The sequence below is a fragment of the Streptomyces sp. NPDC030862 genome (genome assembly GCF_055571835.1).
In genome coordinates, this window is sequence record NZ_JBVIEN010000006.1 from 3730 (window position 1) to 24533 (window position 20804).

The 20804-nt window shown below is 70.1% G+C and carries 15 protein-coding genes and 2 rRNA genes (1 of these 17 running past the window's edge); 10 read left to right on the forward strand and 7 right to left on the reverse strand.

From position 1 onward, the window contains the following. Positions 1-1393 (forward strand): 23S ribosomal RNA (locus ACZ42X_RS17215) (it extends 1686 nt beyond the left edge of the window). A gap of 80 nt (positions 1394-1473) precedes the next feature. Further along, a 5S ribosomal RNA gene (gene rrf, locus ACZ42X_RS17220) occupies positions 1474-1590 on the forward strand. Positions 1591-1706: 116 nt separating this feature from the next. Here rrf and ACZ42X_RS17225 read toward each other — a convergent pair. From ACZ42X_RS17225 to ACZ42X_RS17245, 5 genes are read right to left on the reverse strand one after another with little or no spacing between them, the layout of a single operon-like run. Continuing rightward, positions 1707-3017, reverse strand: coding sequence for a DUF58 domain-containing protein (locus ACZ42X_RS17225; RefSeq protein ID WP_468290194.1), 1311 nt, complete (start codon positions 3015-3017; stop codon positions 1707-1709). Between the two features lie 11 nt (positions 3018-3028). Further along, complete coding sequence (locus ACZ42X_RS17230; protein WP_355363578.1) at positions 3029-4012, reverse strand: AAA family ATPase; 984 nt, start codon at positions 4010-4012, stop codon at positions 3029-3031. Then, entirely contained in the window at positions 4009-5232 is a 1224-nt protein-coding gene (locus tag ACZ42X_RS17235) for a DUF4350 domain-containing protein (protein WP_468290198.1), read from the reverse strand. The genes ACZ42X_RS17230 and ACZ42X_RS17235 overlap by 4 nt, the downstream gene beginning before the upstream one ends. Next, positions 5229-5942: a DUF4129 domain-containing protein gene (locus ACZ42X_RS17240; RefSeq protein ID WP_468290201.1), complete on the reverse strand. Its 714-nt coding sequence runs from the start codon at positions 5940-5942 to the stop codon at positions 5229-5231. Before ACZ42X_RS17240 ends, ACZ42X_RS17235 begins: the two co-directional genes overlap by 4 nt. 4 nt (positions 5943-5946) lie before the next feature. Next, the gene (locus ACZ42X_RS17245) at positions 5947-7167 is read right to left on the reverse strand and encodes a DUF7847 domain-containing protein (protein ID WP_468290204.1); all 1221 of its coding nucleotides are present in this window, start codon (positions 7165-7167) and stop codon (positions 5947-5949) included. Positions 7168-7349: 182 nt separating this feature from the next. Between ACZ42X_RS17245 and mtnA the strand changes: the two genes are divergently transcribed. The 7 genes from mtnA (at position 7350) to ACZ42X_RS17280 (ending at position 15913) form a co-directional block, all read left to right on the forward strand. Beyond that, a complete protein-coding gene (gene mtnA / locus ACZ42X_RS17250) occupies positions 7350-8501 on the forward strand; it encodes an S-methyl-5-thioribose-1-phosphate isomerase (protein ID WP_468290207.1) in 1152 nt (383 codons plus the stop codon). A 4-nt stretch (positions 8502-8505) separates the two neighbouring features. Next, a complete protein-coding gene (gene mtrA / locus ACZ42X_RS17255; protein ID WP_355363568.1) occupies positions 8506-9195 on the forward strand; it encodes a two-component system response regulator MtrA in 690 nt (229 codons plus the stop codon). 1 nt (position 9196) lies between these two features. Continuing rightward, entirely contained in the window at positions 9197-11263 is a 2067-nt protein-coding gene (gene mtrB, locus ACZ42X_RS17260) for an MtrAB system histidine kinase MtrB (protein WP_468290211.1), read from the forward strand. Next, positions 11253-13106, forward strand: coding sequence for an LpqB family beta-propeller domain-containing protein (locus ACZ42X_RS17265; RefSeq protein WP_468290214.1), 1854 nt, complete (start codon positions 11253-11255; stop codon positions 13104-13106). The genes mtrB and ACZ42X_RS17265 overlap by 11 nt, the downstream gene beginning before the upstream one ends. A gap of 80 nt (positions 13107-13186) precedes the next feature. Continuing rightward, a complete protein-coding gene (locus ACZ42X_RS17270; protein WP_468290216.1) occupies positions 13187-13906 on the forward strand; it encodes a ComF family protein in 720 nt (239 codons plus the stop codon). 333 nt (positions 13907-14239) lie between these two features. Beyond that, positions 14240-14929, forward strand: coding sequence for a ribosome hibernation-promoting factor, HPF/YfiA family (gene hpf / locus ACZ42X_RS17275; protein ID WP_468290218.1), 690 nt, complete (start codon positions 14240-14242; stop codon positions 14927-14929). Positions 14930-15124: 195 nt separating this feature from the next. Then, positions 15125-15913: a response regulator gene (locus ACZ42X_RS17280; protein WP_468290220.1), complete on the forward strand. Its 789-nt coding sequence runs from the start codon at positions 15125-15127 to the stop codon at positions 15911-15913. Here the strand turns inward: ACZ42X_RS17280 and ACZ42X_RS17285 are convergent. Both ACZ42X_RS17285 and ACZ42X_RS17290 read right to left on the reverse strand, forming a co-directional pair. Continuing rightward, positions 15906-17078 (reverse strand): winged helix-turn-helix domain-containing protein, encoded by a 1173-nt coding sequence (locus ACZ42X_RS17285; protein WP_468290222.1) that lies wholly within the window; start codon positions 17076-17078, stop codon positions 15906-15908. The two genes, ACZ42X_RS17280 and ACZ42X_RS17285, sit on opposite strands and share 8 nt — an antisense overlap. 30 nt (positions 17079-17108) lie before the next feature. Continuing rightward, positions 17109-17681 (reverse strand): GNAT family N-acetyltransferase, encoded by a 573-nt coding sequence (locus tag ACZ42X_RS17290; RefSeq protein WP_468290225.1) that lies wholly within the window; start codon positions 17679-17681, stop codon positions 17109-17111. A 253-nt stretch (positions 17682-17934) separates the two neighbouring features. Here ACZ42X_RS17290 and secA point away from each other — a divergent pair, with 253 nt between their 5' ends. Further along, positions 17935-20760 (forward strand): preprotein translocase subunit SecA, encoded by a 2826-nt coding sequence (gene secA / locus ACZ42X_RS17295; RefSeq protein WP_468290228.1) that lies wholly within the window; start codon positions 17935-17937, stop codon positions 20758-20760. The last annotated feature ends 44 nt before the right edge of the window (positions 20761-20804 follow it).

Here is a 20804-nt window from a genome sequence, read left to right on the forward strand (position 1 = left end):
TCTGAGACCTGATGCCGAGCCGATTGTGGTGAAGTGGATGATCCTATGCTGTCGAGAAAAGCCTCTAGCGAGTTTCATGGCGGCCCGTACCCTAAACCGACTCAGGTGGTCAGGTAGAGAATACCGAGGCGTTCGGGTGAACTATGGTTAAGGAACTCGGCAAAATGCCCCCGTAACTTCGGGAGAAGGGGGGCCATGTCTGGTGATCCGATTTACTCGGTGAGCTGGGTGTGGCCGCAGAGACCAGCGAGAAGCGACTGTTTACTAAAAACACAGGTCCGTGCGAAGCCGTAAGGCGATGTATACGGACTGACGCCTGCCCGGTGCTGGAACGTTAAGGGGACCGGTTAGCCGACTTTCGGGTTGGCGAAGCTGAGAACTTAAGCGCCAGTAAACGGCGGTGGTAACTATAACCATCCTAAGGTAGCGAAATTCCTTGTCGGGTAAGTTCCGACCTGCACGAATGGCGTAACGACTTCTCGACTGTCTCAACCATAGGCCCGGTGAAATTGCACTACGAGTAAAGATGCTCGTTTCGCGCAGCAGGACGGAAAGACCCCGGGACCTTTACTACAGTTTGATATTGGTGTTCGGTTCGGCTTGTGTAGGATAGGTGGGAGACTGTGAAGCTTGGACGCCAGTTCAGGTGGAGTCGTCGTTGAAATACCACTCTGGTCGTGCTGGATGTCTAACCTGGGTCCGTGATCCGGATCAGGGACAGTGTCTGATGGGTAGTTTAACTGGGGCGGTTGCCTCCTAAAGAGTAACGGAGGCGCCCAAAGGTTCCCTCAGCCTGGTTGGCAATCAGGTGTTGAGTGTAAGTGCACAAGGGAGCTTGACTGTGAGACCGACGGGTCGAGCAGGGACGAAAGTCGGGACTAGTGATCCGGCGGTGGCTTGTGGAAGCGCCGTCGCTCAACGGATAAAAGGTACCCCGGGGATAACAGGCTGATCTTCCCCAAGAGTCCATATCGACGGGATGGTTTGGCACCTCGATGTCGGCTCGTCGCATCCTGGGGCTGGAGTCGGTCCCAAGGGTTGGGCTGTTCGCCCATTAAAGCGGTACGCGAGCTGGGTTTAGAACGTCGTGAGACAGTTCGGTCCCTATCCGCTGTGCGCGTAGGAATATTGAGAAGGGCTGTCCCTAGTACGAGAGGACCGGGACGGACGAACCTCTGGTGTGCCAGTTGTTCTGCCAAGGGCATGGCTGGTTGGCTACGTTCGGGAGGGATAACCGCTGAAAGCATCTAAGCGGGAAGCCTGCTTCGAGATGAGTATTCCCACCTCCTTGAGAGGGTAAGGCTCCCAGTAGACGACTGGGTTGATAGGCCGGATATGGAAGCCCAGTAATGGGTGGAGTTGACCGGTACTAATAGGCCGAGGGCTTGTCCTCAGTTGCTCGCGTCCACTGTGTTAGTTCTGAAGTAACGAACTCCCGCTCCGGCTGGTTGTAGTTCGATATCTTCATAGTGTTTCGGTGGTCATAGCGTTAGGGAAACGCCCGGTTACATTCCGAACCCGGAAGCTAAGCCTTTCAGCGCCGATGGTACTGCAGGGGGGACCCTGTGGGAGAGTAGGACGCCGCCGAACAAATATTGGGCCCCGGCCCCCGCACAAAGTGCGGGGGCCGGGGCTTTTTTGCGTTCGGTCGCAAGTCGGCAGCGTGGGTGACCGGCCGATGGATGCCGACCGGTCACCCGGCGCTGTTAGAGGCGGCCTGCAGCCTTCAGTGCCAGGTAGGCATCGGCGAGGGCGGGGGCGAGATTGTCCGGCGTCGCGTCCACGACGGTGACGCCGTGGCGCTGGAGCTGTTCTGCGGTGCGCTGGCGCTGAGCTTGAGCCTGGGCGCCGGCTGCGGCCTCGTATACGGCGTCGACGGAGCCTCGGGCGCGGGCCATCTGCTTCGTGTGCGGGTCGGAGACGGAAGCGATCAGAACGGTATGGCGCTGGGTGAGCTGGGGCAGTACGGGCAGGAGCCCTTCTTCGATAGGTGCTGCTTCCAGGCTCGTCAGAAGAACGATGAGCGAACGGCGGGGCGCGGTTGCCAGGGCCGTGGCGCTGAGGCCGCGGGCGTCGGATTCGACGAGTTCGGGCTCCAGAGGGGCCAGAGCGTTCACCACTGCGGGGAGGATGTCACTCGCGGAACGACCCTGGACCCGCGCGCGGACAGTGCGGTCGTAGGCCAGGAGGTCCACACGGTCGCCGGCACGGGTGGCTAGCGCTGTGAGGAGCAGTGCGGCATCCATGGCGGCGTCGAGGCGGGGTACGTCGCCGACGCGGCCGGCCGACGTGCGGCCGGTGTCGAGGACGATGAGGATGTGGCGGTCGCGCTCGGGGCGCCACGTTCGCACAGCGACGCTGGAGTGGCGGGCTGTTGCGCGCCAGTCGATGGAACGGGTGTCGTCGCCGGGGACGTACTCGCGAAGGCTGTCGAACTCGGTGCCCTGGCCGCGGATGAGCACGCTCGTGCGGCCGTCGAGCTCACGCAGGCGGGCGAGCCTGGACGGCAGGTGCTTGCGGCTGGTGAAGGGCGGGAGGACGCGGACCGTCCAGGGGACCTTGTGACTCCCTTGCCGGGCGGCAAGGCCGAGGGGACCGTAGGACCGCACGGTGATGCGCTCGGCGTGGCGATCGCCGCGGCGCGTCGGGCGCAGAACCGTGGTGAGGCGTCGCCGTTCGCCGGCCGGGATCGTCAGCTTGTGCCGGGACGCGGGCTGCTCCGTGCCCGGCAGCCAACTGCTGGGCGGCCAGGCGTCGCGGAGCTGGGCGCGGAGGCGGCGCCGGGAGGGGTTGGTGACCGTCAGCTGGACTTCCGCGCTGTCACCGAGCCGAACGCTTGTGTCACCGCTTCGGGTGAATCGGAGCGTTCGCACTGGCGCGGCGAGAGCGTAGTCGCACAGAATTGCGAGTGAAAGGGGTGCGTTGACGGCCAGCATCCCCGTCCAACTGGGGGCGAGGATGCCGACGGGGAGAGAGCCGAGGGCCGCGAGCAGCACGGTTCGTCCGGTAAGGGCCACGGGTCACCGCCTCATCGGGGGACGGGGACGTGGGCGAGGATCGAGGTGATCACGGAGTCGGCGGTGACTCCTTCCATCTCGGCCTCGGGCCGCAGCTGGATGCGGTGGCGGAGGGTGGGCAGGGCGAGGGCCTTCACATCGTCCGGGATCACGTAGTCGCGGCCGGTGAGCCAGGCCCAGGCACGAGCGGTGGAGAGCAGGGCGGTGGCGCCTCGGGGCGAGACGCCAAGGGTGAGTGAGGGGGATTCACGGGTGGCACGGCAGATATCGACGACGTAGCCCGCGATTTCGGGGGATACCGATGTCTTGGCGACGGCCGCGCGGGCGGCCTCGAGGTCGGCGGGGCCGGCGACGGGGCGTACTCCGGCGGCCTGGAGGTCGCGAGGGTTGAAGCCTTCCGCGTGGCGGGTCAGGACGTTGATCTCGTCCTCGCGTGAGGGCAGCGGGACCGTCAGCTTCAGGAGGAAGCGGTCGAGTTGGGCTTCCGGAAGCGGATAGGTGCCCTCGTACTCGACGGGGTTCTGTGTGGCTGCGACGAGGAAGGGCTCCGGCAGCGGGCGGGGGGTGCCGTCGACGGTGACCTGACGCTCCTCCATCGCCTCCAGGAGGGAGGACTGGGTCTTGGGCGGTGTGCGGTTGATTTCGTCGGCCAGGAGGAGGTTGGTGAAGACAGGGCCGGGCTGGAAGGAGAACTCGGCGGTGCGGGCGTCGTAGATCAGCGATCCCGTGACGTCACTCGGCATCAGGTCAGGGGTGAACTGAACGCGCTTCGTGTCAAGTTCGAGGGATGCGGCGAGGGCGCGGACGAGCAGCGTCTTGGCGACGCCGGGGACGCCTTCCAGCAGGACATGGCCCCGGCAGAGCAGCGCGACCACAAGACCGGTGACAGCGGGGTCCTGCCCGACCACGGCCTTCGCGATCTCGGTGCGCAGGGCTTCCAGGGAAGCGCGGGCGCTGTCCGAGTTCTCAGGGGTCTCGGGGGTCGGGGCACTCATGAGGTGCGTACCTCTCTTTCGAGGGCGTCGAGTTGGTCTGCCAGAAGGATCAGAGCGGTGTCGTCCGTGGGGGCCGGGCCGAAGAGAAGGGTGCGCAGGTCCGTCTCGCCGGAAGCGCCTTGGTCGGCGCTGGAGAGGCGGGCGGAGACGGCGGGCAGCAGGGAGTCGGGGGCGTGGGCTTGCGTCGGTGGGACACCCAGGAGGGGAGCGAGACGGGTTCGGGTCGCCGTGCGCAGGACGGTGGCCGCGCGGTCACGGGCGTTGGCCTTGCGGTAGAGGCGGGCGCGGCCTTCGGTGGATTCCGAGGCGCGGATGGCCACAGGGAGGCGTTCGGTCACGAGCGGGCCGAGGCGGCGGGCACGCCAGATGGCGGCGAGGACGGCGGCGAGGGCGAGTTGGAGGGTGCCCCAGAGCCAGCCGGAGGGGATCAGGCTGAGGAACGACGTCTCGCCGGCGCCCCGGCCGTCCCCACGGTCACCGCCGCCTTCGGTGGCAGAGGGGTCACTCAGCGAGGGGAGGTACCAGACGAGATGGGTCCGGGAACCGAGGAGCTGGAGAGCGAGCGAGGCGTTGCCCCGCTTGTCGAGGCGGTCGTTGTACAGGATGTCGGGGGAGCCGAGCAGGACGGTGTCGCCTCCCGCGCGGCCTTGGATGCGGAGGAGCGTGGGCAGGCCGTCGCTGCGGTAGCAGGCGTCCGTGCCGGGGAGGGTGGTGACATAACGCTCGCCGCCCATGTCGGCGTCGCCGGCGCGCTCGGCGGCGGGAAAGGAGCACTGAGGAGTCAGGGCCTCGGTCCCAGCGGGTGTTTCCGTGCTGACACCGGGAGCCAGGGTCTCGAGGGAGGCGGGGCCTGCGGAGACCAGAACCGTGCGGCCGCCGGACGGGCCCATGGAGGCCCGGAGGGTCGTCTGCTGATGGTCGGTCAGCAGGTCCGGTGCCGCGACGAGAAGGGTGGAGTCGGGGCCCGTTGCCGCGACGGCTTCGTCGAGGGTGGTCACCACACGGGTGGTGACTCCATGACCTTTCAGGAGTTCGGCCACGGCGCGGCTGCCGTAGCGGTCGGCGGAGCGGGGGTCGAGGCGGCCGTGCTGCTCGCCGGAGCGGAGGAGGGCCATGAGGATTCCGGCCACGATGAGGATGGCGAGCGCGATCAGCAATCCGCGGGCTCTGTTCCAGACCTGGCGCGGTGTCAGTGCGAGCGAGGTGGATGTGCCGGTCATTCGGCGGCTCCTCCGCCCGCTGGTCCTGCTCCTGCCGGGGCCGCTTCGTCCAGCTGTGGCTTCGTCCGTTCCAAGGCGCTGTCCAGCTCCTTGAGGCGCTGGTACGCGCGCTGGTCGGCGGTGCGGCCACCGTATGTGACGTCGTCGAAGGCGCGGGCCGCCGCGCGTAGTTCGTCCGCGTGCGCCGGCAAGGGGCGGCCCGCCTCGGCCGCGGCCTCGTCCGCGGTGCGGCCGGGGCGCGGCTCCAGGAGGGCGCGTTCCTCCAAGGAGCGGACGATGGCGCGCATCCGCTCCTGGGTGGCCTCGTTCCAGCGGCCGGCGGTGGCGTGGGCCTCGGCGGCGGCGCGGTGTTCGGCGGCGCTGCGGGGGCGGTCGTCGAAGAGGGAATCCGACGACACGGCGGCGCGCTGGGGAGTTCCCAGGCGCCACCACAAGGCGCCGATGAGCGCCACGACGATCAGCGCGATGACCACGATCCCGAGCAGCCCTCCCGGGGTGGCCGCGGAGGCGGAGGCGAAGAGGTCGCCCACCCACTCCCAGAACCGGTCGAGAGCCCGCTGCAGGAGGTTCGGATCGTCCTCGTGGTACATCGGCTTGGACAGTTCCCGCTCCGCCGCCTCGCGGGCGGGCACGCGCGGGATGTCCACCGGTACGTCGTCAGTGGCGCGGTGCAGCGACCATGCCGTCGTCGGTCCCCCCGTGACGAGCACCGCATCAGCTCCTGGACGTGGTGTCGCCGGGCGCGCCGTAGCCGGGGACGCCGGCGGCGCGGGCGAGTTCCAGGTCGAGGGCCTCGCGGCGGATGCGCTGGTCCACGTAGAGCAGGACGGTGACGCCGGAGGAGATCGGGTACGTGATCGACGCGCCGATCACGGAGCCGATGCCGGTGATGATCAGGAACGGCCACCCGTATGCCGGAGGAGTTCCGGTGAGCAGGCCGCTGAATCCGTCGCCGTCGACGGCCAGGGCGATGATGCTGAACGGGATCGCGATGATCATCATGACCAGGAAGAGCAGCAGAGCGGTCAGCAGCAGGATGCCGAAGATCCGCCACCACGCGCCCCGGACCAGCTTGGCGGAGCGGCGCAGGGAGGGGATGACCCCCTGCCGCTCCAGCATCAGCGCCGGCGAGGCGAGGCTGAAGCGCACCATCAGCCAGACGACGACCAAGACGGCACCGAGACCGCCGAAGACTGCCAGGGCGACCCCGGCGGCGGAGCCGAGGAGTATCCCGGGCAGTACGCCCACCAGCATGATCGTCACGCTTATCAGCGGCAGCAGCAGGGTCAGCCCGAGGAGCTGGGGCAGCCGGGGGCGGGCCTCGCGCCAGGCGTCGGAGAGGTTCACCTGGCGACCCAGCACCGAGCGGCTGATCACGACGGTGAGCAGCGCGGTGGTGAAGAGCGTGCCGATGAGGCTGATGAGCATGGTCGGGGCCAGGGACACCATGTTCGCCTGGGTGGCCTCGACGGACTGGTTCAGCGCTTCCGACGGCGTCGCGTTGGGGTCGACCGTCGGCGGGGCCGGAAGCAGGAAGCGCTGGACGAGGATGTCGGCGATCTGGGTCACCACGGCGACGGTGATCGTGATGCCGAGGACGGTGCGCCAGTGGGCCCGCAGGGTGGAGACCGCGCCGTCGAGGATCTCACCGACACCCAGGGGGCGCAGCGGGATCACGCCGGGCTTGGCGGCCGGCGGTCGGCCCCATCCGCCCTGGTGCTGGCCGCCGCCCCACTGCGGGGCGGGGGGCGGAACGGGTCCGCTGCTGGGGTGGGGCGAGCCCGGTGGGGACCACTGGCCGCCGGGCGGCTGCTCCTTGGACCACTTGGAAGCGGCGCCGTCCCCGTCGGAGGGCCCGGCGGGGCGCGGGACGCCGGCGCCCTGGCCGTCGGAGGGTGCGGACCCGGGCGAGGCCCAGCCCGGAGTGTCGTTCACGGTCGTCCACCTCGTGAATCTGTCGCGGGGCCGGCTCGTCGAGCCGACTCGGTCGGGGTGCCGGGCCGCTCGGCTTGGCGGCAGGTTGGCAGCCATCGTGCCACGCGTCGCCGGTGGCCGGGCCAGGGCCTGTATCTCATCGGCACCTTCATTGTCGGTGGTTCAGCGGGCAGACTGGGCGGATGGCTGATCAGTACGCACACACGTCGTCCGGTACCGAGCCGTCCGCGTTGCCCGCACTGCGGTGGGAAGAGCCACCGGAAGGGCCGGTGGTCGTACTCCTCGACCAGACGCGGCTGCCCGCCGAGGAGGTCGAGCTGGTCTGCACGGACGTGCCGGCGCTGGTGCGGGCGATACAGACCCTCGCCGTGCGGGGCGCGCCGCTGCTGGGCATCGCCGGCGCCTACGGGGTCGCGCTGGCCGCCGCGCGCGGCTACGACGTACAGGAGGCGGCCGCCCTGCTGGCGGGGGCGCGGCCCACCGCGGTGAACCTCGGGTACGGGGTGCGGCGCGCGGAAACCGCCTACCGGGTGGCTCTGGAGAAGGGCGCGGGCCGGGAGGAGGCGGCCGGTGTCGTCCTCGCGGAGGCGCGGGCGCTGCACCGCGAGGACGCCGAGGCGAGCGCGAGCATGGCGCGGCACGGGCTGACGTTCCTCGACGAGCTGCTGCCGGGCGGCGGACACCGCGTCCTGACGCACTGCAACACGGGTGCGCTCGTCTCCGGAGGCGAGGGCACCGCCTTCGCGGTGGCGCTCGCGGCGCACCGGGCGGGTCGGCTGCGGCGGCTGTGGGTGGACGAGACACGCCCGCTGCTGCAGGGCGCCAGGCTCACCGCGTACGAGGCGGCCCGGCACGGGCTGGCGTACACGCTACTCACCGACAACGCCGCGGGGTCGCTGTTCGCGGCCGGGGAGGTCGACGCCGTCCTGATCGGGGCCGACCGGATCGCCGCCGACGGATCGGTGGCCAACAAGGTGGGAAGCTATCCGCTCGCGGTGCTCGCCAAGTACCACCACGTGCCGTTCATCGTGGTCGCGCCCGTCACGACGATCGACCTGAACACCCCGGACGGGGCGTCCATCGAGGTGGAGCAGCGTTCCGGGCAGGAGGTGACGGAGCTCACGGCGCCGCCGCAGGTCATGCTGGCGCATGGTGGATCGGGTGGAGGGCTGCCGGTGGCCCCGCTCGGAACGCAGGCGTACAACCCCGCCTTCGACGTCACGCCGCCGGAGCTGGTGACGGCGATCGTCACCGAGGAGGGCGTAGTCTCGCCCGTCACCGCAACAGGAATCGCCGAGCTGTGTGCCAGGTCACGCCAGGTAACGATTAGCTAATGGGATGATGTCGATTATGAAGGGACGCGTCCTTGTCGTCGACGACGACTCCGCACTGGCCGAGATGCTCGGGATTGTGCTGCGTGGTGAGGGTTTCGAGCCGTCGTTCGTAGCGGACGGCGACAAGGCCCTGGCCGCATTCCGGGAGGTCAAGCCGGACCTGGTGCTGCTGGACCTCATGCTGCCCGGGCGGGACGGCATCGAGGTGTGCCGGCTGATCAGGGCCGAGTCCGGGGTGCCGATCGTGATGCTCACCGCCAAGAGCGACACGGTCGATGTGGTGGTCGGGCTGGAGTCCGGTGCCGATGACTACATCGTCAAACCGTTCAAGCCGAAGGAGCTGGTGGCCCGGATCCGGGCGCGGCTGCGGAGGTCGGAGGAGCCCGCGCCGGAGCAGCTGACCATCGGTGACCTGGTCATCGACGTGGCCGGCCACTCGGTCAAGCGGGACGGTCAGTCGATCGCGCTGACGCCGCTCGAGTTCGACCTGCTCGTCGCGCTGGCCCGCAAGCCGTGGCAGGTGTTCACCCGCGAGGTGCTGCTGGAGCAGGTCTGGGGCTACCGCCACGCCGCCGACACGCGGCTGGTGAACGTGCATGTCCAGCGGCTGCGCTCCAAGGTCGAGAAGGACCCGGAGCGGCCGGAGATCGTCGTGACCGTCCGTGGTGTCGGTTACAAGGCCGGACCGAGCTGACATGTCCCGCGGCAGTGCTGCTCCGAAGCCCGGGAAGCCGGGAGTCCGTGCGGGGCGGGCTGCCGGTCCGGGGCGTGCCCCCTCGCGCGTCGGCCGCCTGTTCCACGGCGGCCCGCTGCTCCAGGACGGGGCGCCCGGTGGCCGGGTGCTCCGGCTCCTGGCGCGCTGGGTGCGCCGTCCGCTGCTGCCCGCCGTACGGCTGTGGCGGCGCAACATCCAGCTGCGGGTGGTCGCCGGCACGCTGCTGATGTCACTCGGCGTGGTGCTGCTGCTCGGCATCGTCGTCATCGGGCAGATGCGCAACGGTCTGCTGGACGCCAAGGAGAGGGCGGCGCAGAGCCAGGCCTCCGGCGGTTTCTCCGCGGCACAGGACCAGGCCAGTGCGCCGCGGCCCGGGCAGGTCGGCGGCGGCCCGACGGCGCCCTCGTCGCTGAACTGGCGCTCCGACCTGGTCGTGCAGCTCGCCAGTGGCGGGCAGAGCGCGTTCAACGTGGTGGCGCTGAGCTCCGACTCGGCGGGCACGGCCCCGAGCCGCGGCGCCCGGGCCTCCGGGGGCGTGGAGCCGGCGACCAGCATCCCGGCGGCGCTCCGCGAGTCGGTCGCGCAGGGCACCGGGACCTTCCAGACGTACACCCGCATCCACTACACCGACGGCAAGGCGTCCGAGGCCGGGCTGGTGATCGGCAAGCGGCTCAACGACGTCGAGGGCAATTCCTACGAGCTGTACTACCTCTTCCCGCTGACGCAGGAGGAGGACTCGCTCTCCCTGGTCAAGACGACGCTGGCGACGGCCGGGCTGTTCGTCGTCGTCCTGCTGGGCGCCATCGCGTGGCTGGTGGTGCGGCAGGTCGTCACGCCTGTACGGATGGCGGCGGGCATCGCCGAGCGACTGTCGGCGGGCCGGCTGCAGGAGCGGATGAAGGTCACCGGCGAGGACGACATCGCCCGCCTCGGCGAGGCCTTCAACAAGATGGCGCAGAACCTCCAGCTGAAGATCCAGCAGCTGGAGGACCTGTCGCGGATGCAGCGCCGGTTCGTGTCGGACGTCTCGCACGAGCTGCGCACGCCGCTGACGACCGTGCGGATGGCCGCCGATGTGATCCACGAGGCGCGTGGGGACTTCGACCCGGTGACGGCACGCTCCGCGGAGCTGCTGGGCGACCAGCTGGACCGGTTCGAGTCGCTGCTCGCCGACCTGCTGGAGATCAGCCGGTTCGACGCGGGCGCGGCGGCGCTGGAGGCGGAGCCGATAGACCTGCGGGAGGTCGTGCGCCGCGTCATCGGCGGCGCCGAGCCGCTCGCGGAGCGCAAGGGCGGCCGGATCCTGGTCGTCGGCGACGAGCAGCCGGTGGTCGCCGAGGCCGACCCGCGACGCGTCGAGCGCATCCTGCGCAACCTCGTCGTCAACGCCGTGGAGCACGGCGAGGGCCGTGACGTGGTGGTCCGGATGGCCGCCGCGGGCGGCGCCGTGGCCATCGCCGTACGCGACTACGGGGTCGGCCTCAAGCCCGGCGAGGCGACGCGCGTGTTCAACCGGTTCTGGCGCGCCGACCCCGCGCGGGCCAGGACGACCGGCGGGACCGGCCTCGGCCTGTCCATCGCGCTGGAGGACGCCCGGCTGCACGGCGGCTGGCTGCAGGCCTGGGGCGAGCCCGGCGGCGGCTCGCAGTTCCGGCTGACGCTGCCGCGCACGGCGGACGAGCCGCTGCGCGGTTCCCCGATACCCCTGGAGCCGGAGGACTCGCGGCGCAACCGCGAGCGGGCCGCCGCCGAGGGGCCGGAAGGCCCCCGGCCGGCGACCGTGCCGGGACAGGGCAGCGCGGGCCGCCCGCCGCAGCCGCCGATACCGCCGCGCCACGCACCGGCGCAGGCGACCGCGGACCCCACGGCCCTGCCCGGCAATGGAGCCCGGGTGGTGGCACGACAGACCGGGGAGCGGACCGGCGAGGGCGCCGTACCAGCGCGGGAAGCGGATCGCGAACCGGATGCCGACGGGGACGCAGGCGGGGGCACAGGCGGGCACAGGGGCTGGGACACGGAGCGGGAGGGCATGGCTCGTGGGCGCTGAGCGTCATCGGTACGGGCGGGGGCGTACGGCGCGGAGGGCCGCGCTGCTCGGCTGCGCCACACTGGTCGCCGGGTGCGCCTCGATGCCGGACAGCGGAGACGTATCCGCGGTGAAGGCCTCCAAGCCGGGCGATTCCCAGGTGCGGGTCTACCCGGTGACGCCCCGGGACAACGCCGCGCCGGACGAGATCGTCGACGGTTTCCTGGAGGCGATGACCGGCGACGACCCCGGCTTCGCGACCGCCCGGAAGTACCTGACCAAGCAGGCGGCGCAGACCTGGAAGCCCGAGGAGCGCACCACGGTCCTCGCCGCCGCGCCCGAACCGCAGCAGCCCGAGCGCACCGCCGGGCAGGAGGGCCCCGGGCTGCTCTACCGGCTGTACGGGCAGCCGGTCGCGGCCGTGGACGCCCATCAGGCCTACCAGCCGCTGGGCCCGTCCAACTACAACGGCACGATCCATCTGGTGCAGGTCGCCGGTCCGGAGGGGAAGGGCAAGGAGTGGCGTATCGACAGTCTGCCGCCGGGCCTCGTCCTCGGTGAGTCGGACTTTCTGCGCAACTACCGTTCGGTCAACAAGTACTACTTCGCGGGCGGGCGGCAATGGGTCGTGGCCGACCCCGTGTACATCCGGCAGCGGCAGGATCCGGTGACCCGGATGGACCCGGTGGCGCAGGCCGTCAAGGCGCTGCTGGAAGGGCCGACGAACTGGCTGAAGCCGGTGGTCGATTCGCGTTTTCCCACGGGTACGGCGCTGAAGGAGGACGTGAAGTCGCTGACGCCCGACGACCAGAACTCGCTGAAGGTGCCGCTGAACGAGAAGGCCGACAACGTCGGACAGGACCAGTGCCGGAAGATGGCAGCCCAATTGCTGTTCACCGTGGGGGATTTGGCATCCACCAGGGTCGAGCAGGTGGAGTTGCAGCGGTCGGACGGTTCGCGGCTCTGCGTGTTGGGTGAGGGCCAGAAGGAGGACTTCATGGCCGACCCGACCGCCGTCGCCCCGAAGAATCCGTACTTCATCGACGCGAACGGACAGCTGGCCGAGCTCAACGCCACGGCGAAGGACGTCGGGGGGCCGCGGCATGTGCCGGGACCGTTCGGCAACGGCGCGGCGAAGGTGGGTTCCGTCGCGGTGGCGCGGGACGAGCGGTACGCGGCCGGTGTGTCGCAGGACGGCCGGTACCTGAGGGTGGCGTCGATCGCCTCGGAGGGGCAGCTGCCGGTGCCGATCCTGCGCAGCGACGGCGGCACGCCCGAGGACGGCCTGTCGGCGCCGAGCTGGGACGGGCGCGGCGATCTTTGGGTGGCCGACCGCAATCCGGCCAAGCCGCGGCTGCTGCTGATCCCGGGCGGTTCCGGCGCGCCACTGCCCGTGACGGCGCCGTGGCTCACCGACGGCGTGCGGATCAAGGCGCTGCGGGTCTCCGAGGACGGCGTGCGCATGGCGCTGCTGCTGGAGAAGGACGGCAAGACCACGCTGCACATCGGCCGGGTCCAGAGGGACGGGGCGGGCACGCAGCAGACGGCCGCCGTGGTGGAACTGCAGTCGGCCGCGCCGCGCATGGACTCGGTGAGCTCGGTGTCCTGGGCCGGGCCGAGCCGGCTGGTGGTGCTCGGCAAGCTGGCCGGCGGCGTGCAGCAGGTGCGCTACATCCAGACGGACGGCTCCACCTCGGCCGCCGGGGTTCCCGGGCTCAACCAGGTGAAGGCGGTCGCGGCGGCCAACGACGAGCGGGCGCCGCTGGTGGCGGCCTCCGCCGACGACGGCATCGTGCGGCTGCAGGCCGGCGGCAACTGGCAGCCGATGGCCGAGAAGGGCACGTCACCGGTCTATCCCGGCTGATGCGGGCCCGCCGTCCTGTCGGTGTGCGCGGTTGTCCACAGGGGTGGCGGGGGCGCCGTGCCGGTCGGCACAGTGGGGGCATGCGGGGATGGTGGCGGGAGATCGCCGGGCTCGTGCTGCCCGTCGCCTGCGGAGGCTGCGGCCGTGCCCGTACGCAGCTGTGCGAGGAGTGCGGGCGCGCCCTGTACGGGCGTCCGCCCGGCCGGGTGCGACCCGTGCCCGAGCCCGCGGGCCTGCCCGTGGTGCATGCCGCCGCGCCGTACGGCGATGCGGTACGCGCGGTGCTGCTGGGGCACAAGGAGCGCGGCGTGCTGGGGCTGGCCCGGCCGCTCGGCCTCGCCCTGGCAGGGGCCGTCAGAGCGGCCGCGGCGCCCTCGGCGGGGCTCGGCGCCGGGCCGCTGCTGCTGGTACCGGTGCCGTCGTCACGGCGCGCGGTGCGGGCGCGCGGGCACGACGCGGCGCGGCGGATCGCGTGGGCGGCGGCGGCCGAGTTGCGGCGTACGGGAACGGCGGCGCGGGTCCTGCCCGTGCTGCGGCAGCGGCGGTCGGTGTCGGACCAGTCGCGGCTGGACGCCCGGCAGCGGCTGGCGAACATGGCGGGGGCGCTGGAGGTGGTGGCGGGCGGCGGCCGGGTACTGGCGGAAGGCAGGGCCGTACTCGTCGACGATCTCATGACGACCGGGGCCTCGCTCGTCGAGGCGGCCAGGGCTGTGCCCGGACACGTGGGGGCCGCGGTGGTCGCCGCCCCGCCGTCGTCCTTCACCACGCCGTTCGAAGGAGGCGAAATAACGTGGAACTGAGCCGTGGCCTGCTTCGTTGCAGTCAGTGACGGAGTAAAAGCACTCGATCGGACGTACGTGCTGGTATCGGGTGCCGACATCCGTCCGAGCGAGCTATGTTCGGTTGTGAGGAATGGCGAAGGCCGCGCTTCACCGAATGCACTGCCGCGCTTCCGGGCGTTTACCGGAATCCGGTCAGGACATGAAGTCGGGTGGGGTGGGGATCTTGTCCACTGGGGAGGAGGAGGTGAACGTCGCCAAGTCCGAGGCTCCGGTGCTCACCGGGGTCTGGTGCAAAAGGGAGATGCTCGCCGGCCGGTGAGCCGGCGGAGCGATCCGGGAACGGAGTTCTGCGTGGACATCGTCGTCAAGGGCCGCAAGACCGAGGTGCCCGAGCGGTTCCGCAAGCACGTGGCCGAGAAGCTGAATCCGGAGAAGATCCAGAAGCTCGACAGCAAGGTGATCAGCCTCGACGTCGAGGTGTCCAAGGAGCACAACCCGCGGCAGGCCGACCGGTCCGACCGCGTGGAGATCACCCTCCACTCCCGCGGCCCGGTGATCCGGGCGGAAGCAGCGGCAGGCGACCCGTACGCAGCGCTTGATCTAGCGACGAGCAAGCTGGAGGCGCGGCTGCGCAAGCAGCACGACAAGCGCTTCACCCGCCGGGGCAACGGCCGGCTGTCGGCGGCCGAGGTGCCCGCGGCGATTCCGGGCGTGGCCAGGATGAACGGAAACGGCGCCATCGCGACCGAGGAGCGGCAGGACGACATCCCGACCACCAAGGTCGGCCCGCTCGAAGTCCGCGGCGAAGGACCGCTGGTGGTGCGTGAGAAGACGCACAAGGCCGCCCCGATGTCGCTCGACCAGGCGCTCTACGAAATGGAGCTGGTCGGTCACGACTTCTATCTGTTCGTCGACTCCGAGAACAAACTGCCCGCCGTGGTCTACCGCCGCCACGCCTACGACTACGGCGTGATCCACCTGGAGACCGACCCGCTGGCCGGTTCCGAAGCGGGCGGTGCCGGTGGTGCGCTCGGCGGCTGACCGTAGCTGACCCCGTCCCGAGACGGTGCCCCTGGAGCGCCTCGTGCGCCCCCAGGGGCACCACCGCGCGACCGGAGGAGCACCGCTCCGCCGCGCGGGCATGAAATCATGGCGTCTCACGCCAACCGGTGCTTTGCGACCTGCGGTTGGCGCACGGAACAGGGACCTCAGGCCAGGCCTTCAGGGGGAGGAACGATGGCGGACAGCTTCGGCCCGGTGCACCACCGGGGCGGCTCCGACGCCCCGGCGGGCGGGGCGGATGCAGGTGACGGCAGGGACGGCGGCGCCGACGGCACAGACGGCGGCGCGTCCCCGTACCGCAAGGAGCCCATCCGGGTCCTGGTGGTGGACGATCACGCGCTCTTCCGGCGCGGCCTGGAGATCGTCCTCGCGCAGGAGGAGGACATCCAGGTGGTGGGCGAGGCGGGCGACGGCGCGGAAGCCGTCGACAAGGCCGCCGACCTGCTGCCCGACATCATCCTCATGGATGTGCGGATGCCCAAGCGGGGCGGCATCGAGGCCTGCACCTCCATCAAGGAGGTGGCCCCCAGCGCCAAGATCATCATGCTGACGATCAGCGACGAGGAGGCCGACCTCTACGACGCGATCAAGGCGGGTGCGACCGGCTACCTCCTCAAGGAGATCTCCACCGACGAGGTCGCGACCGCCATCCGCGCCGTCGCCGACGGGCAGTCGCAGATCAGCCCCTCCATGGCGTCCAAGCTGCTCACCGAGTTCAAGTCGATGATTCAGCGCACCGACGAGCGCAGGCTGGTGCCCGCGCCCCGGCTGACCGACCGCGAGCTCGAGGTCCTCAAGCTGGTCGCCACCGGGATGAACAACCGGGACATCGCCAAGGAGCTGTTCATCTCCGAGAACACCGTGAAGAACCACGTGCGCAACATCCTGGAGAAGCTCCAGCTGCACTCCAGGATGGAGGCGGTGGTGTACGCGATGAGGGAGAAGATCCTCGAAATCAGGTGAGCCGGGCCAGGGCGGCGGTCAGCTCGGGCGCGAGCTCCGGGCGGTCGACGCGCTCGATCCGCACCGCGTCGCAGCCCACCCACTCGGCGGCCTCCCGCAGCGCCTCGGCCATCGGGGCCACCGCCTTGGGGGAGAGCAGCGACACCTGCTTGGCCACCAGGGTCGTCCCCTCGCGGGCGGGGTCCACCCGCCCCATCAGCTGCCCGCCCGCCAGCAACGGCATCGCGAAGTAGCCGTGTATCCGCTTCTGCTTGGGGACGTACGCCTCCAGGCGATGCATGAAGCCGAAGATCCGCTCCGTACGAGCCCGCTCCCAGATCAGCGAGTCGAACGGCGACAGCAGGGTCGTGCGATGGCGGCCGCGCGGCACGGTCGCCAGGGCCTCGGGGTCCGCCCAGGCGGGCTTGCACCAGCCCTGCACCCGCACCGGCACCAGCCCCGAGTCGGCGATCACCGCGTCGAACTGCTCGCCCTTGAGCCGGTGGTAGTCGGCGATGTCTGCGCGCGTGCCCACGCCCAGCGCCTCCCCCGCCAGCCGCACCAGGCGGCGCAGGCACTCCGTGTCGTCCAGCTCGTCGTGCAGGAGGTGGCTCGGGACGGCGCGCTCGGCCAGGTCGTACACCCGCTTCCAGCCGCGCCGCTCGGTGCACACCACCTCCCCGTACATCAGGGCGCGCTCGACGGCGACCTTCGATGCGGACCAGTCCCACCACTCGCCGCCGTTCTTCGCGCCGCCCAGCTCCGTGGCGGTCAGCGGCCCCTGGGCGCGCAGCTGATCGATCACCGTCTCGTACGCGCCGTCCGGCAGGTCGTGGTGCCACTGCGGGCGGGCGCGGTAGGCACGGCGGCGGAAGGCGAAGTGCGGCCACTCCTCGATGGGCAGGATGCACGCCGCGTGCGACCAGTACTCGAAGGCGTGCGTCTGCGACCAGTACGCCGTGTCGACGGTCTTGCGGCCGACGGCGCCCAGGCGCGCGTACGGAACCAGCTCGTGGGAGCGGGCCAGTACCGAGATGGTGTCGAGCTGGACGGCCCCGAGACGGCGCAGGACGCCGCGCACCCCCGCGCGGCGGTCCGGCGCACCCAGGAAGCCCTGGGCGCGCAGCGCGATACGACGGGCCTCGTCGGCGGAGAGTTCGGCGGTCGGGGGCGGCATCGTGGTCATGCCCGGCACGATAGAGGGCGGCACTGACAGTCAGGTGCGGACCGGCAGATAGGGCGTCCGGGAGGCCAACCCGAGGTCCGAGGGGAGCAGGGCGCCGATCCAGCAGTCGCGTACCGTCCCCCGAAAATCCATGGCTGCGCGGAGCGTGCCCTCCATCGTGAAGCCGGCCTTCTCGGCGACCGCGCGGGAGGCGTGGTTGCCGACCTGGGCGCGCCACTCCAGGCGTGCGCAGCCGAGGTCGGTGAACGCCCAGCGGGCCACGCCGAGGACGGTCTCCACCGCGTAACCGCGTCCCCGGTGTCCCCTCACCGTGTAAAAGCCGATCTCCCACGTGGTGGGACGCCGGTGGTGCAGGCTCGTCGAGGCGAGCAGTGGGCCGCCGTCCCGGGGGTGTACGGAGAAGGTGTACATGGTGTCCGTGCGCCAGCCGTCCGGCACCGTACGGTGCGCCCATTCTTCGGCGTGCTCTCGCTCGTACGGGGATGGCAGGGGGATCCAGCGCTGCATCTCGGGGTCCTGGCAGGCCGCGTACGCCTCGTCGGCGTCGGCGGGTGCGAAGGGGGACAGCAGCAGGCGCTCGGTGGTGAGGGTGACGGGCTCCATGGCGGGATTCTGGTGCGGCAGGGCGGGGCGGGGCGAACACTTTTCGGGTGCAGCGGCACCTTCGGCGCACCCCGTGCGTTGTCCTTGCGGGCGGCATGTCGGCGCGGCGGTCGGCTCAGGTGGGCGCGGACCTCCCAGCCCGGCGGCGTCCTCGCTTACGATGGCCGTTGCGGTGGGGCCCACCTGCCGTGCCCGTGCCAGTGTCCATGACAAGACCCAGTGCCAGGCCCGACCGGCAAGGAGACCAACCTCAGTGTCCGTCTTCAACAAGCTCATGCGTGCAGGCGAAGGCAAGATCCTGCGCAAACTGCACCGCATCGCGGACCAGGTCAACTCCATCGAAGAGGACTTCGTCAACCTCTCCGACGCCGAGTTGAGGGCGCTCACCGAGGAGTACAAGCAGCGGTACGCCGACGGCGAGAGCCTCGACGACCTGCTTCCGGAGGCGTTCGCCACCGTACGCGAGGCGGCCAAGCGCGTCCTCGGGCAGCGCCACTACGACGTCCAGCTGATGGGTGGCGCCGCGCTGCACCTCGGTTACGTCGCCGAGATGAAGACCGGTGAGGGCAAGACCCTCGTCGGCACGCTCCCGGCGTACCTCAACGCGCTCTCCGGCAAGGGCGTGCACCTCATCACGGTCAACGACTACCTGGCGCAGCGCGACTCCGAGATGATGGGCCGCGTCCACAAGTTCCTGGGTCTGTCGGTCGGCTGCATCCTCGCCAACATGTCGCCCGCGCAGCGCCGCGAGCAGTACGGCTGCGACATCACGTACGGCACGAACAACGAGTTCGGCTTCGACTACCTCCGCGACAACATGGCGTGGTCCAAGGACGAGCTCGTCCAGCGCGGCCACAACTACGCCATCGTCGACGAGGTCGACTCCATCCTGGTCGACGAGGCCCGTACGCCGCTGATCATCTCCGGCCCGGCGGACCAGGCCACCAAGTGGTACGGCGACTTCGCCAAGCTCGTCACCCGCCTCAAGCGCGGCGAGCCCGGCAACCCCCTCAAGGGCATCGAGGAGACCGGCGACTACGAGGTCGACGAGAAGAAGCGCACCGTCGCCATCCACGAGTCCGGCGTCGCCAAGGTCGAGGACTGGCTGGGCATCGACAACCTCTACGAGTCGGTCAACACCCCGCTCGTCGGGTACCTGAACAACGCCATCAAGGCCAAGGAACTGTTCAAGAAGGACAAGGACTACGTCGTCATCGACGGCGAAGTCATGATCGTCGACGAGCACACCGGCCGTATCCTCGCCGGCCGCCGCTACAACGAGGGCATGCACCAGGCGATCGAGGCGAAGGAAGGGGTGGACATCAAGGACGAGAACCAGACCCTCGCCACGATCACCCTGCAGAACTTCTTCCGCCTCTACGACAAGCTCTCCGGCATGACCGGTACGGCCATGACCGAGGCCGCCGAGTTCCACCAGATCTACAAGCTGGGCGTCGTCCCGATCCCGACGAACAGGCCGATGGTCCGCAAGGACCAGTCCGACCTGATCTACCGCACCGAGGTCGCCAAGTTCGCCGCGGTCGTCGACGACATCGAGGAGAAGCACAAGAAGGGCCAGCCGATCCTCGTCGGTACGACGTCGGTCGAGAAGTCCGAGTACCTGTCGCAGCAGCTGTCCAAGCGCGGCATCCCGCACGAGGTGCTCAACGCCAAGCAGCACGACCGGGAGGCGACGATCGTCGCCCAGGCCGGCCGCAAGGGCGCCGTCACCGTCGCCACCAACATGGCCGGCCGCGGTACCGACATCAAGCTCGGCGGCAACCCCGACGACCTCGCCGAGGCGGAGCTGCGCCAGCGCGGCCTCGACCCGGTCGAGCACGCGGAGGAGTGGGCCGCGGCGCTGCCCGCCGCCCTGGAGAAGGCCGAGCTGGCGGTCAAGGCCGAGAACGAAGAGGTCAAGCGGCTCGGCGGGCTCTACGTGCTGGGCACCGAGCGGCACGAGTCGCGGCGTATCGACAACCAGCTGCGCGGCCGCTCCGGCCGTCAGGGCGACCCCGGCGAGTCCCGGTTCTACCTGTCGCTGGGCGACGACCTGATGCGGCTGTTCAAGGCGCAGATGGTCGAGCGCGTGATGGCGATGGCCAACGTCCCGGACGACGTACCGATCGAGAACAAGATGGTCACGCGTGCCATCGCCTCCGCGCAGTCCCAGGTCGAGCAGCAGAACTTCGAGACGCGTAAGAACGTCCTGAAGTACGACGAGGTACTCAACCGGCAGCGCGAGGTCATCTACGGCGAGCGCCGCCGTGTCCTGGAGGGCGAGGACCTGCACGAGCAGATCCGCCACTTCATGGACGACACGATCGACGCGTACATCCAGGCGGAGACCGTCGAGGGCTTCGCGGAGGAGTGGGACCTGGACCGGCTGTGGGGCGCCTTCAAGCAGCTCTACCCGTGCAAGGTCACCGTCGACGAGCTGGAGGAGGCGGCCGGCGACCGCGCCGGGATCACCGCCGAGTTCATCGCCGAGATGGTCAAGGAAGACATCCACCGGCAGTACGACGAGCGCGAGAAGCAGCTCGGCTCCGAGATCATGCGCGAGCTGGAGCGGCGCGTGGTCCTCTCCGTGCTGGACCGCAAGTGGCGCGAGCACCTCTACGAGATGGACTACCTCCAGGAGGGCATCGGCCTGCGCGCCATGGCGCAGAAGGACCCGCTGGTCGAGTACCAGCGCGAGGGCTTCGACATGTTCACCGCGATGATGGAGGGCATCAAGGAGGAGTCCGTCGGCTACCTGTTCAACCTGGAGGTCCAGGTCGAGCAGCAGGTCGAGGAGGTCCCGGTGCAGGACGCGGTCGCCGCCGAGAAGACCTCGCTGACCAAGGAGGACGCCGTCCCGGCGCAGGCGGGTGCCGCGCGCCCGGAGATCCGCGCCAAGGGACTGGAGGCGCCGAGGCGGCCGGACCGGCTGCACTTCACGGCGCCGAAGGTCGACGGCGAGGGCGACATCATCGAGGGCGACTTCGAGACCGCCGACGGTGGTGCTCGCGACGGTGACGGCATGACCCGCGCGGAGCGGCGCAAGGCCCAGAAGGGCGGGCGTCGCCGCAAGAAGTAGCGGCGGTTCCTGCAAGGCGTTGCCGGCGGGGCCGGGTACGCGCG